At 58.9% G+C, this 13,125-nt stretch carries 11 protein-coding genes; all 11 read left to right on the forward strand.

Annotated elements, in window-relative coordinates; translation table 11 throughout:
• Positions 1-6 precede the first annotated feature (6 nt).
• A complete protein-coding gene (locus MF4836_RS01075) occupies positions 7-261 on the forward strand; it encodes a phage tail assembly protein T (protein WP_078469127.1) in 255 nt (84 codons plus the stop codon).
• Positions 262-313: 52 nt separating this feature from the next.
• The gene (locus MF4836_RS01080) at positions 314-625 is read left to right on the forward strand and encodes a hypothetical protein (protein WP_078468703.1); all 312 of its coding nucleotides are present in this window, start codon (positions 314-316) and stop codon (positions 623-625) included.
• 59 nt (positions 626-684) lie between these two features.
• A complete protein-coding gene (locus MF4836_RS01085) occupies positions 685-4,359 on the forward strand; it encodes a phage tail tape measure protein (RefSeq protein WP_078468704.1) in 3,675 nt (1,224 codons plus the stop codon).
• A complete protein-coding gene (locus tag MF4836_RS01090) occupies positions 4,359-4,703 on the forward strand; it encodes a phage tail protein (RefSeq protein WP_078468705.1) in 345 nt (114 codons plus the stop codon). Before MF4836_RS01085 ends, MF4836_RS01090 begins: the two co-directional genes overlap by 1 nt.
• Before the next feature lie 54 nt (positions 4,704-4,757).
• Entirely contained in the window at positions 4,758-5,462 is a 705-nt protein-coding gene (locus MF4836_RS01095) for a phage minor tail protein L (RefSeq protein WP_078468706.1), read from the forward strand.
• A gap of 2 nt (positions 5,463-5,464) precedes the next feature.
• Positions 5,465-6,247: a C40 family peptidase gene (locus MF4836_RS01100; RefSeq protein ID WP_078468707.1), complete on the forward strand. Its 783-nt coding sequence runs from the start codon at positions 5,465-5,467 to the stop codon at positions 6,245-6,247.
• Positions 6,244-6,831: a tail assembly protein gene (locus tag MF4836_RS01105; RefSeq protein WP_078468708.1), complete on the forward strand. Its 588-nt coding sequence runs from the start codon at positions 6,244-6,246 to the stop codon at positions 6,829-6,831. The genes MF4836_RS01100 and MF4836_RS01105 overlap by 4 nt, the downstream gene beginning before the upstream one ends.
• A gap of 54 nt (positions 6,832-6,885) precedes the next feature.
• Positions 6,886-10,518, forward strand: a complete 3,633-nt coding sequence (locus tag MF4836_RS01110; protein WP_078468709.1) for a host specificity protein J — start codon at positions 6,886-6,888, stop codon at positions 10,516-10,518.
• Between the two features lie 347 nt (positions 10,519-10,865).
• A complete protein-coding gene (locus tag MF4836_RS01120) occupies positions 10,866-11,495 on the forward strand; it encodes a hypothetical protein (RefSeq protein ID WP_078468711.1) in 630 nt (209 codons plus the stop codon).
• Positions 11,496-11,504: 9 nt separating this feature from the next.
• Positions 11,505-12,722 carry a hypothetical protein gene (locus tag MF4836_RS35725; RefSeq protein WP_238596108.1) on the forward strand — a complete coding sequence of 406 codons (1,218 nt, stop codon included), beginning with the start codon at positions 11,505-11,507 and terminating at the stop codon, positions 12,720-12,722.
• 191 nt (positions 12,723-12,913) lie between these two features.
• Positions 12,914-13,075 (forward strand): hypothetical protein, encoded by a 162-nt coding sequence (locus MF4836_RS35325; protein WP_161955722.1) that lies wholly within the window; start codon positions 12,914-12,916, stop codon positions 13,073-13,075.
• Positions 13,076-13,125: the final 50 nt, after the last annotated feature.

Genomic DNA, 13,125 nt, shown 5'->3' on the forward strand with positions numbered 1-13,125 from the left:
GAACTGGTGCTCAACGGAGTCGGCGGGTGCACCATCGCAGAAGCCAAGGCCAATATCTCATACGCTGAGGTGCTGGCCTGGGTTGCATATCGGGATAAGTACGGTTCGCTGAACATGGGCCGCCGGCTGGAGTTCTGCGGCGCGATTGTTGCGCATCAGGTCAACCGAATGAATGGCGGCAAGGCGGAGCTTGTTGATTTCATGCCGCATGTGTCGCGGGCGGAGGTGAGCCTAGAGCAGGCCATGGAGGAGTGGGCGTGATCACCGCCAGGGATGGTGGTAGATTGCCACCTTCTTACATGGAGTGTTGCTTATGTCTAGGTTTAAGATTTCACTGATTTTATTTGCTTTGCTTGCGTCATCCTCATTGGTGCATGCGGATGATAAGAACTGCGAAGCTATGGCCTTTCTAGCTAAACAAATAATGGCTGGAAGGCAGGCTGGTGTGCCCATGACGAAGGCTATTGAGCTAAGCAAGAGTGACAACAAGACGCTTGAAAAAATTTCTCGTCTATTTGTTATTGCCGCCTATGAGGAGCCTGCATACGGCACAAAGGCCATGCAAGAAAAATCGATCAACGAATTTGAAAACAAAATGTATCTTCCTTGCATCAAGGAAGGGTAGACAATCAAGGTTTCCAAACCCGCCATGTGCGGGTTTTTTATTGCCTGGAGAAAAAGTTAATGGCATCTCGCTCGCTGGGAACGCTGACCCTGGATCTGATCGCCCGAATCGGCGGCTTCCAGCAGGGCATGGATCGTGCCTCCCGGTCTGTCGCCAGCACTGGCGCCGCTGCCGATGCTGCGTCCTCACGTATCCAGGCGCTCCAGGGGCAGTTCCTGTCCCTTTCCAGTGTCGCATCGAAGATTGCCGGGCCTCTGGCGGCAGCGTTCAGCGTGAGCAGCGTGTATCAGGCCACCGAGGCCTACAGCTCCCTAACCAACCGCCTAAAGCTCGTGACAAGCGGTTCAGCTGAACTGGCGACTGCTCAGAGGGCGGTCTTCGATATCGCACAGAGCTCCCGGCAGCCCTTGTCTGCAACTGCGGAGCTTTATCAGCGAATTGCCACAAACCAGGCCGCTCTCAAGCTATCCGGCGAGGGTGTGGCCGGGGTTGTGGGGACCATCAGTAAAACCCTGGCAATCTCTGGTGCCTCAGCGGAGAGTGCAAACGCAGCGCTAATCCAGCTAGGGCAGGCGTTTGCGTCCGGCGTGCTGCGTGGCGAGGAGCTTAACTCCGTCATGGAGCAGGCCCCGGCACTATCTCAAGCAATCGCTGCGGGCATGGGTAAAACAGTCGGCGAACTGAGAACGATGGGGGCAGCCGGAGAGCTTACTGCACAGGCCGTGGTTAAGGCGCTACAAAGCCAAGCCGGCGCGGTGGACAGCCTCTTCGCCAAGACAGCAACGACCATCGGCAATAGCTTTACCGCAATCAGCAACTCCATGACCAGGTTCGTCGGCGAGCTTGACCAGGCGACTGGAGCAAGCTCCAGAGTTGCGGCTGAGTTCGTGAGCATCTCGAAGGCTATTGATAATAGTCTTCCGGGTTCGCTTTCTGCTCTGCAGAAGAACTCTGACGCTCTTTCTCAGGCGTTAACTACCGGTCTCTATGTGGCTTTGGCGCGCGTTGCCGGTGGTTACGCCCAGCAGGCGGGTAACGCCTTGTATGCGGCGAAGGCAAATCAGTCGCTGCTCACTTCGGCAGCAGCGACTGCAAAGGGTGACCTGTACGCCGCCCAAGCGAAGCAGATTGACGCAAAAGCCCTGCTCCAACGAGCCAATCTCGAAATCAAGTCGGCCGAAGGTAAAGTCGCATCTGACCGTGTGCGTCAAGCATCAGAGCTGGCGAACATCAAGTCGGTACAAGCCTCCCTCGTTGCTGAGCGGCTTCTCGAGCAGCAGCGGCTTGCAGCTCAGATTACTGATACTGGTCGTACGGCATCTATCTCCAGAATCGCAGAGCTTCGCCTTGCTGAAGTGGCGGTTACAAGAAAAGTTGAACAGGCGGAGCGATCGTTAGTTACTACGACGGTTGCGACATCGACGCAGATCGAGCGCGCTTACGCGATGAGAGCCTCCGCCGCCGTCGCCTACGCCGAAACGGCGGTGGCAGTGAATGCTCTAACCACCGCATCAAATAACGCCGCCGCAGCAGCGAGCATTGCATCGAGAGCATTTGGCGCCCTGGCAACTGCGGGCAAAGGTCTCCTTGCCTTGATGGGAGGCCCAGTCGGCCTGCTTTTCATTGCTGGCGCTGTTGCTGTGTCGTTCATTGACTTCAGAAGCAGCGCCGAGAAGGCTGCCCAGGGTCTGGAGGGATTGAAGGGCCCGCTGGATGAAGTGATTGCGAAATTCCGGTTGCTGACGCAAGAGCAAAAGGCTGGCGCACTTGTGCGCTGGGGTGAAGCTCAGGCTGAGGCAATTAAGGCCACCAGTTCCGAGATGGCATCGCTTCAGCAGAAACTGAAAAAAGGCATTCTTGGGTCTGACTCTATTTCGCTGCCGTCGAGGATTTCCGGGTCAAGCAACAAGGAAATTATCGACAAGGCCAAAGCCTACAAAGACCTGAGCGAAAGGCTGGATGAAGCGGGAAGAAAGGGAGAATCCATCCTTCCCGTTCTGGAGGAGGCAGCGAAAGTACCAGGTGTGTCTCCGAAGCTACTGGATGATCTGAGAAAAGGGGCTGAAGCCTGGTCCAATCAGAACGAAATTCGCAAGGAATCAGCTAAAAACCTCGCCGCACTGAATGGGGAGATGGGTAAAGCGGCAACAACTACAGCGACCAGTACTCAGACCACAACAGGTATGACCGCTGCTGGCGAGAAGTACCTAAAGACCTTGCTCGGCCAGGTAGGGGCTCTGCAAGACAATAATGATGCCGTAAAAGAAGCGGCGCGATACCTTGCTGAGCACAAAGATCTGTCGGAGGCGGATCGGGTTGCGATCATGTCTGCCGCAAATGCGAAAAAGGCCCAGACAGAGGCGAACAAGGCGGCAACCGCCGAAACCAAAAGCAACACCTCGGCAATCAAGACGAATCTCAAGACCTTTGAGGACGCCCAGGAAAACTATAAACGCCAGATCGCTCTGATCGACGAATCTTCAGGGAAGCGAAAAAACGCAACTGAGGTGGAAAAGCTGGCGTTTGAGATTTCCAGCGGCAACTACGCAAAACTCAGCGAGCAGCGGAAGTCGGAGCTTTCTGGTCTGGCCTCCGAACTCGATGCCAAAAAGGCTTTGGTCAAAGCCAATGAGGATGCTGCCAAGCTCGCTGCACTGAAGTTCAATCTCCGCGAGAGCAACCGGTCGGCCAAGGATGGGTTTGCCCAAGAACTGGCGGGGGCCGGGGAGGGCGACAAGTATAAGGCCCGGCTCAAGGAGTTTCTCTCAATTGACCAGGACTTCAACAAGCAGCGCCGCGAGATGTACGCCCAATACGAAGCCGCATCCCTGGCTAAAGACCCGGACGCCAAGACGAATTATCAGAAGAATACCGCCGCCCTGGATGAGGCGCTTGCTGAGCGGCTGGTCATCCAGCAGGACTACTACAACCAGCTGGATGAAGCCCAGAACCAATGGATGGACGGGGTCAGTAATGCGTGGCAGAACTATGTCGATGCAGCAACCAATTATTCTGCCATGGCGGCAGAGGCAACGTCCTCTGTGCTTGATGGTGCGAAAAGCGGTCTGAGTACCTTTCTCTCCGATGTTGCGAGTGGCGCGGAAACTGCTGGGGATGCCCTGGGCAACTTGGTTGCTGACTTCGCCAAGTCAACGCTACAAGCGCTCTCTGATATGGCGGCGCAGTGGTTGGTGTACCAGGCTGTGCAGTTGCTGGTGGGTAAAACTACTCAAGCGAGTGCGGTTCCCACGCTTGTGGCCAACGCCCAAGCTACGGCGTTCCAGGCCAGTCTGGCTGCGTTCGCCTCGACTGCTGCAATTCCTATCGTTGGACCAGCGGCAGCACCAGCAGCAGCTGCCGCCGCGGCTGCGGCAACTGCTCCAATGGTAGCTGGCGTGGCAAGTGCTGCGCTTGCGGGTATGGCGCACGATGGCATGGGCAGCATCCCCAAGGAGGGCACTTGGCTTCTGGATGGTGGCGAGCGCGTGGTCGCGCCAGAGCAAAACAAGGACCTGACAAACTTTCTTGCCCGCCAGACGGCGGTCACGGATTCTTCTGGTGGCGGGGGTGGCATTCATATCAGTGCTCCTGTAACCGTACAGGCTCAGCCGGGCATGAGTGGCGATGCCGCTCGCCAGCAAGGCGAGGCCATGGGCCAGGGGTTGGTTTCTGAGATTCGCCGCGTACTTCAAGGCGAAATGAGGCAGGGTGGCATGCTCTGGAGGCGAGTCTGATGGTTGAAACATTCAGCTACTGCGTTCAGTTGGGCGCCGACGGCGATGTTGAGCAACGGACCTGGTCGAACGACTTCGGCGACGGCTACTCTCAGGCTGGCGGCGTCGGCATCAACACCAAAAGCCAGACCTGGAACCTGACACACTCAGGGGTTATGGCCCCTGGTGAAGACCTGGCCCAGGTTCGCGACTTCCTTGATCGGCATGAGGGGTATAAGTCTTTTCTCTGGACACCTCCCGGGGGAGCGCAAGGTCGGTACCGGTGCAACGGGTACAAGACCAAGCCGCTTGGCGCGGGCTTATGGACGCTGTCGTTCACGTTCAAGCAGACCTATACACCCTGATCTTCAACCTCAAAGAGCCCCGCCAAGTGCGGGGTTTCTTGTTTCTGGTGGTTTATGAATTACAACACCGAGATCCAAAAGCTCGAGCCCGGCAACCAGATCAGGCTGTACGAGCTCGACGCTACACGCCTGGGGGCCCAGCTGTGGCGATTCCACGGCCATGCACAGGAAGGGGAAATAATCTGGCAGGGGCAGCTGTATTCGCCGCTCCAGATTGAAGCCAAGGGCTTCGATATTCGCGGTGATGGCCGGCCGGCTACTCCAAGCCTGCAGGTGACCGATGAGCTGGAAGGCGTTCGCGGCGCAATCACCGCGCTGTGCCTGCGCTTTCGAGACCTCGCCGGCGCCCGGGTGACCGTGATCGAAACGTTCCGCCATTTCCTCGACGCGGCCAACTTTCCCGAAGGCAACCCGGAAGCCAGCGCCCAGGCAAAGAAAAACATCTGGTACATCGAGCAGAAGACTGAAGAGCTTCCCGGGATCTCGTTGACGTTCGAACTTTCCAGCCCCACCGACATGGAGGGTCAGATGTTGCCCTCTCAGCAGATCACCAAGCTGTGCCGGTGGGCCTGCCGTGGCGGGTACCGGCAGGAGGCCTGTGCCTACACCGGCCCGGCGATGTTCGACAAGAAGAACCAGCCCACCGACAACCCCGCGCTTGATCGCTGTGGGGGCTGGTGGAGCAGCTGCAAGCTTCGGGGTAACACGCGCCGGTTTGGCGGGTCCATGGGCGCTAGCCTGATCGCAAGTTCGAGGTAGTCATGCGCATCAACAAAAAATTGCAGGACGCGATCCGCGCTCACGCCGAGCAGGCTTACCCGGCCGAGGCGTGCGGCGTACTGATCAAGTCGGCCGCCGGGCGAGAGTATGTTCCGTGCGCCAATATCGCCGGCACGCCGCGAGAGCACTTTCAGATCGACCACAAGGATATGGCCAGGGCGGAAGACCTGGGCGACGTACTGGCGATCATCCATAGCCACCCAGACGCGGCGCCGACGCCAAGCATGGCCGATCGTGTCAGCTGTGAGCTTCACGAGTTGCCCTGGGGCATCGTGGGTTGGCCCGGCGGTGAGTTCGAGTGGTTTAAGCCTTCGGGCTTCCAGGCCCCGCTGCTGGGGCGCGACTTCTCCCATGGCCTGCTGGACTGCTGGTCGGCCTGCCGCGACTGGTACGCGCGCGAGGCGGGCCTGCAACTGCCTAACTTTGAGCGCCGCGATCTGTGGTGGGAACAGAAGGATGGCCCGAGCTTGTACGAGGACAATTTCGCAGCCACCGGCTTTCACCAGGTCGCCGAAGCGCGCCGCGGCGATATGCTGGTCCTGCAAGTGCCGACCCCCGGCCGCGAGTGTTATTTCCCAAACCATGCCGCTATTTACCTGGGCGATGAGCCGGCGCTGGTCAGCGAGCCGGCGCCGAAGCTTGGTGGTTCTGGGCCGTTCGTTTACCACCACATGCCCGGCCGGCTGGCCGCCCGTGAGATCTATGGTTGGTCGATGGCCAGCCGGGTCAAATTGATTCTTCGGCACAAGGACTACCGGCCATGACGATGCGCACGATCAAGCTTGGCGGTGTGCTGGGCAGGAAGTTCGGCAAGCAGTACCGACTGGACCTGCACAGCGTCTACGACGCGACCAGCGCGCTGTGCGCGATGAAGCCTGGCTTCGAGAAGTTCATGCGTACAGCGCACGAGCGCGGGCTGGTGTTCGCCGTATTCGTTGACGAGCGCAATCTGGCTCACGAGGAGCTCGCCCTTTCTGGAAACCTTGAAGGTGACATTCGCATTCAGCCGATTGTCCAGGGCAGCAAACAGGCAGGTATGTTCCAGACGCTGCTCGGCGCGGTGCTGATCGTGGCGGGCCTCGTCACAGGCGGCACCACCTCCGCCCTGGGCGTTGGCCTGCTCGCCGCCGGCGCTGCGGTTGGCTTGGGCGGGGTTGTGCAAATGCTGTCGCCGACCACCAAGGCCAATGCCGAGGGCAAGAACGACGACGGCAACAACCCGAGCTACGGGTTTGGCGCGGCTATCACAACCATCGCCCAGGGCAACCCATACCCCTTGCTGTATGGCGAACGCGAGATCGGCGGCGCCGTTGAGTCGGGCGGGATCTACACCCAGGACAACCTCTGATCGAACCACTTCACCCAACCCGCTTCGGCGGGTTTTTTGTTATCTGGAGGGCGCATGAGCGCAGTAGCAAAAAAGGCGGCGCAGAAGACAGGTCGGCCACGCCGAGCAGCTTCCGGCAGCAAGGGCGGGCAGGCCAAGCAGAAGAGCCCTACCATCGCCTCCAACAGCGTGCCGTCGCTTTCCACTGCGCGAATCACTTACCTCTGGAGCTGGGGCCCTATTGTCGGCCCCGTCGACGGCTTGCGCTCGATCAAGCTGGCCGGTACGCCGATCCAGGCGCCCGATGGCACGATCAACTATCCCGGGGTTAAGTGGCAGTTCCGCAATGGCGAGCTGAACCAAGACCGCCTGGAGGGGATCGCTGAGTCCAGCAACGAAATCGATGTGAAGCAGGAGCTGCGCAGCGGTACCCCGTGGCTGCATACCATCAACAACTCAGTTATCGATGCTGTCCGTATCCGCTTCAGCTGGCCAACGCTTCGCCAGCAGGACACCGCCGGCAACATAAGCGGGGTTCGGATCGACTATGCGGTCGATATCTCGACCGACAACGGCCCCTACATCCAGGTGCTGACCTCATTCGTCGATCGCAAGAACATCACAAAATACGAGCGCTCACACCGACTTGAGTTGCCGGCCGGCTCGCGCTGGACCATCCGCGCGCGCCGCCTCACTCCCAATGCCGGCAGCGATCTTGTGTCGGACGAAATGGTGGTCGAGGCAATCGCCGAGGTTGTGGACAGCGACCAGGAGTACCCGCTAACCGCGGTCGGCTGCATCGAGTACGACGCCCAGGTGTTCGGCGGTGATATCGCAAAGATTGCGATCCTGATGCGTGGCCGGATTATCCGTGTGCCAGCCAACTACGACGCGCAGACTCGCACCTATGCCACGTCTGGGCCGGGTACCAGCAATGGAATTTGGGACGGGACCTTCAAGGAGGCCTACACCAACAATCCTGCCTGGATCTGGTACGACCTGGTGTTGCACCCGTACTACGGGCTTGGCGATCGCATCGACGCAACCATGGTGGATCGCTGGTCGCTGTACCGGATCGGGCAGTACTGCGATCAGTTGGTTCCGGACGGGAAGGGCGGCCAGGAGCCGCGTTTCACCTGCAACCTGTATTTCCAGAAGCAGGCCGAAGCCTATGCCGTGCTTCAGGACCTGGCCTCAATATTCCACGGGCTGGCCTATTGGGATGGCAGCCAGATCGTCGTCAATGCCGATATGCCTGGCGACCCGGTGTACACCTATAACCAAACGCAGATCCTCAATCAGGGCGGCATCAAGTACGACGGCAGTCGTGCGCGCGATCGCCACACTCAGTTCATGGTCGCCTGGGACAACCCGGAGCAGTCATTCGAAACAGACAAGGAGCCGGTATTCGACGATGAGGCCCTGGCCGAATTGGGCGTGGTGCGCGACACATCGCTCGATGCGATCGGTTGCACGTCACTCGGGCAGGCGCAGCGCGCTGGCCACTGGGCGCTGATGACTGAGCAGTTGCAAACCCGGGGCGCAGTTTTTCGTGTTGGGCTCGACGGCGATATCCCAAGACCTGGCCAGGTGATCGCCGTTGCAGACCCGGCGCTGGCCGGGCGAGCCAATGGTGGCCGTATCTCTGCCGTTGCGGGCCGAGTAATCACCCTGGATCGGGACACCGAAGTGCCAGTGGACTCTCGCCTGTTTGTGAACTTGCCAAGCGGTAGGTCCGAGGCCCGGCAGGTCCGCTCAGTCTCTGGTCGAAACGTCACCGTCATGGCCGACTACAGCGAGCAGCCCCAGGCTGAATGCGGATGGGTGCTGGATTACGACGACCTGAAGCTGATGCAATTCTACGTTCGCAACGTCACGCGGCCGGAGTGGCATCAGTTCCAGCTCGAGGTAATCCAGCACGAGCCCAGTAAGTTCGACTACATCGACAACGGTGCGGTGGTCGACTCCCGGCCAATCACCGGGATTCCAATCGGCACCCAAGATCCTCCGGCGCGCGTGCTGCTCAGCCAGAACGTGGTCATCGATCAGGGGATCGCGAGCACAGTTATGACCATCGCCTGGGATGCTGTGCCCAACGCCGTGGCCTATGACGTTGAATGGCGGTGGGGCGCACGCGAGTGGGTGAGGATCCCACGGACAGGGGAGCTGCTGGCTGACGTGCCGGGCATCTACTCCGGCCAGTACATGGCCCGAGTTCGCGCGGTCAGCGCATCCAATGTGTCATCGGTGCCCACCACGTCAGTGCTGACCAACCTGGAAGGCAAGACGGGCCTGCCGCCGGCGGTGGCGTTCCTGTCCACCACCAGCGAACTGTTTGGCATCGGTATCCGCTGGAGCTTCCCGCCAGGCGCTGAGGACACCCAGCGCACGGAGCTGTGGTATGGCCAGGCCAATGATCTTTCGGTGGCCACCAAGCTGGCCGACTTGGCTCACCCGCAAAGCAACTACAGCATGCAGGCGCTTTCTGCCGGTGCTCAGTTCTTCTTCTGGGCGCGCCTGGTGGACCGCACCGGCAATGTGGGTCCGTTCTACCCCGTCGGCAATGGTGTGATGGGGATGGCCAGCGCCGACGCGGCGCCGGTGCTTGAGTTGATCGCCGGGCAGATCGGCCGCACTGAGCTGGGCGACGATATCAACGATGAGCTCGACAAGATCCCAGGCTTGCAGGCGCAGATCGATGCGCTCGACGGGCTGTCGGCTTATGACCCCGATTCGGTGTACCTCGAGGGTGACCTGGTGGTGGTCGGCAAGCGGATCTATCAGGCCACTAAGCTGGTGCCGGTCGATACCTCGCCGCCGAACGTCGACTACTGGGTGGACGTTGGCCAGGTGCTGGTCTCGGCCAATGGCCTGGCACGCCAGGTGGAGACCAACACCACCAGCATCACTGAGCTGGGTGGCGTGGTGACTGTCCAAGCTTCGAGCCTTCAGGCGCTGCAGGCTTCCTATCGAGATGACAACGGGGAGGGCGATCTTGCCGATGCACTCCAGGGCTACAACGCTTCGGCGAGTTTCGCGCAGGAAGTGAAGACGCGCGCCTCGCAGAACGAGGCCATGGTGCAGCGGCAGGCCGAGCTCAGCGCAAAGGTGGGAGATGTCAGCGGCTCAGTGGACGAGCTCGAGAGCGTTGTTGTGAGCGATCGACAGGCGACAGCCCAGGCCATCCAGCAGATCGGCGTCAAGATCGAGGATAACTCTGCGGATATCCAAACGGTAAGCCGGGCCCAGGCCGACACCGACGGCAAGTTTTCCACGATGTACTCGGTGAAGATGCAGGTCAACGCCGACGGCCAGTTGGTGGCTGCTGGTTTTGGTCTGGGTATCGAGCAGGACGAAGAGGGAGTGCTTCGAAGCCAGTTCCTGGTGAGTGCGGATCGATTCGCGATCGTCAGTACGCTGGCAGGCGGCCAGGTCTTCACGCCTTTCACCGTGCAGGGCGGCCAGGTGTTTATGCGCTCGGCGTTCATCCAGGATGCTTCGATTGGTGTGGCAAAGCTGACCCAGAGTATCCAGTCGGCCAACTATGTCCCGGGCAAAACCGGGCTGATGATCAATTTCGTCACCGGTGAGTTCGAGTTGAACAGCACCGTCGGTGTTGGTGGACGCCAAACCATCAATAACCGCGGCGGCAAAGTCTTCGACGAGAACGATGCCAAGCGCTACCAGTGGGGAGATCTTTCCGCATGAGCTATGGGATAAGGGTATGGGGGCCAACCGGAAATCTTGAGTTGGATGAGAACTCGTTCACGGTAAGAGTTGTGTATTCAGGGCTTGTCAGTAGAGGAGTACCTAATAACTCAGGGCCCAGGAATACCTACATAAGTATTCCCGGAGTCAGCCCATCAACACACTCTGCTGTATGCCTTCCAATCGGCGCATACCCCCAAGATCCAAATGCGCAAAATGCCTATGCGGTTCAGTTTGAGCCGCAAGTTGTCGAGGGTGGGGTTTATGTTTGGTTTGGCAATCGATCCCACTCTACTGCGGTGATTGGCCTGGGAACACAAAGGCTCTTGGTTATGAAGGATAGATAGATGTCTTATGGTCTTGAATTTACCAATAACAATAACGTGGTCACGTTAGATTCGGAGTTTTCAAGGTTAGTCGTTTTGCAGTCCGGTAGGTATGCAGGGGGCGCCGGTTTCTCCCCAGCAGTTACCACGCAGGAGCCGCCCCTGGTATTTGTCAGGCCCGATGCAAGCACCACGTTTCAATATGCAACCATTAGTGGTGGTCCTGGCAACTGGACGGGGTTTTCTTTTGTTGGGGGCGGTGGAGGAAAATTCTTCTGCGCCGCGTTCCAATCAAGAGAGGTTGCAACTTATGGATTTCGCATTTGGGATGGGAACTCCAAACTTCTATTCGACAGCGGAACGCCTTGTGCACAGTTCACGCGAACGATAACAAACTGGACTTACCTAGGTTCATCTACTGTTGGTCAGGGTCAAAGAAGGAGTAACTGGACGGCTTACTCGCCTCTTGATACCGGAGACTACATGTTGATAAACACGATTGGCATGGACGTTGGAAGTTCTAGTACAACATACGCAAAACTATACTGTACCTGGGAGTACGAAAATAACAGGGTTGTCCCTTTCATTGTGGGGGTTAGTAACTCTTTATCTTTCTATATCCCAATTGTGTTCGCTAAGCCCATCTCTTAGGACAAACAAATGACATGGTATAAAACGGGCACGGTTTCCTTAGCCCAAGGTTCTAATGCCGTTATTGGTGCGGGCACCTCCTTCATTGCAAACTCGCGAGTGGGGGATGCATTCCGAGGCCCTGACGGTGAATGGTACGAAGTCACCAACATCGCGAGTGACATCGCTCTGTCCATCGCGCCGAGTTATCAGGGTGAGCCTGTTTCAGGTGGGGTCTATTCGCTCGCACCCATGCAGGGCTACGTCAAAGACTCGGCCGACGCACTGCGCGCGGCGACCAGTGTGATTGCCAGCGGCGTGGCGAACATGCAAGAGCAAGTCACGGCCGCAACCGAAGCTGCAGCGACCGCGGTTCAGGCTGAAGCCGTGGCTGTGGCCAAGGCGGATATCGCAACTGCTGCCGCTGACCTGTCGACCCAGAATAAGGAGTCGACCTCGCAGGATGCGACGTCAGCTGGCCAAGCGGCTCTGCGCGCCGAGGCGGCAAGGGATGCCGTCGTTGGCTCTGAGGAGGCGGCAGCGGCGTCGGCTCAGGCCGCTGCGGAGTCTGCGGAAGAAGCCGAAATAGTCACCCGTGGTAAGGCAGCCAGCGGCGCGAACAGCGATATTACGTCGCTCTCCGGGCTCACTACGGCGCTGAGCGTGGAGCAGGGCGGTACGGGTTCGACAACGGGTGTTCCGACCCTGGTGGGGGCCACGGCCTCGACTGCCGGGGCAAAAGGTCTGGTGCCGGCTCCGGCGGCCGGTGATCAGCTCAAGTTCTTGCGTGGCGACGGCACATTTCAGGCGGTTACGGTTTCTACGGCTTGGGGCGGGGTTACGGGCACGCTTTCGGCGCAGGCGGATTTGCAGGCGGCTCTTGACCTAAAGCTAGACAAAAGCGATGCAACCCCAATCAAATCGTACGCCTCTCCTGATCAGACAATCACGCCGGGGGGGTCACTAACCTTGCTTCACCAGCTTGGCTCTGAGCCCTTTGAAGTTCAAGGGTTTATCGTTTGCAGAGATGCGGACGCCGAGTACGCAGTAGGCGACGTTGTCCCTGTACCGCATTTCGCAGTGGACTACGCGTACAACTATGGGGTCTCGCTCGTAACCAGCTCTACAAATATCTTCTGCCGTTTCGGCACAGCCGCTGGCGCATTCTTTGTATTGCGAAAGACTACAGCCACAACAGTTGGAATTGTCCCTGCAAAATGGCGTTTCATCGTGAGGGCTAGAACATGACCACTAAATATTTCATTAATAGCGACGGCAGATTTGTCGGCGCGTTTGGCGAAGGGGCGGAGCCTCCAGCAGGAGTTATTGAGGTTGAATCCCCGCCACCCATTCACGCCGACCAGCCATGGCATTTCCCCGGCTGGGGGCCAAGCCCAAGCCATACCCGCAAGGTCGAGGATGAATGGCGAACAGCCGAGATGCCTATCGCCCGCGAGAACGTGACCGCCATCGAATTCGGCGATGACAGCATTTCCGGCACCGCCGCCGATTGGAAAGCCTACTGGCTCGCACTGCGAGCCTGGGTCGAGGGCGCCGATGGCTTCCCGGACGCCACCCACCGGCCACTCAAGCCAACCTGATACACCGCCACCCGCCATTGAGCGGGTTTATTTTTCCCTGAGGAAATACC

Origin of the sequence: Pseudomonas sp. MF4836 (assembly GCF_002018875.1) — a bacterium.
Classification (GTDB): domain Bacteria; phylum Pseudomonadota; class Gammaproteobacteria; order Pseudomonadales; family Pseudomonadaceae; genus Aquipseudomonas.

What these genes read in the sequence shown, in the direction of transcription:
- MF4836_RS01080 (WP_078468703.1), top strand. Translation starts at nt 314, where the DNA reads ATGTCTAGGTTTAAGATTTCACTGATTTTATTTGCTTTGCTTGCGTCA.
- MF4836_RS01120 (WP_078468711.1), top strand. Translation starts at nt 10,866, where the DNA reads ATGTCTTATGGTCTTGAATTTACCAATAACAATAACGTGGTCACGTTA.
- MF4836_RS35325 (WP_161955722.1), top strand. Translation starts at nt 12,914, where the DNA reads ATGCCTATCGCCCGCGAGAACGTGACCGCCATCGAATTCGGCGATGAC.
- MF4836_RS01110 (WP_078468709.1), top strand. Translation starts at nt 6,886, where the DNA reads ATGAGCGCAGTAGCAAAAAAGGCGGCGCAGAAGACAGGTCGGCCACGC.
- MF4836_RS01090 (WP_078468705.1), top strand. Translation starts at nt 4,359, where the DNA reads ATGGTTGAAACATTCAGCTACTGCGTTCAGTTGGGCGCCGACGGCGAT.
- MF4836_RS01105 (WP_078468708.1), top strand. Translation starts at nt 6,244, where the DNA reads ATGACGATGCGCACGATCAAGCTTGGCGGTGTGCTGGGCAGGAAGTTC.
- MF4836_RS01085 (WP_078468704.1), top strand. Translation starts at nt 685, where the DNA reads ATGGCATCTCGCTCGCTGGGAACGCTGACCCTGGATCTGATCGCCCGA.
- MF4836_RS35725 (WP_238596108.1), top strand. Translation starts at nt 11,505, where the DNA reads ATGACATGGTATAAAACGGGCACGGTTTCCTTAGCCCAAGGTTCTAAT.
- MF4836_RS01095 (WP_078468706.1), top strand. Translation starts at nt 4,758, where the DNA reads ATGAATTACAACACCGAGATCCAAAAGCTCGAGCCCGGCAACCAGATC.
- MF4836_RS01100 (WP_078468707.1), top strand. Translation starts at nt 5,465, where the DNA reads ATGCGCATCAACAAAAAATTGCAGGACGCGATCCGCGCTCACGCCGAG.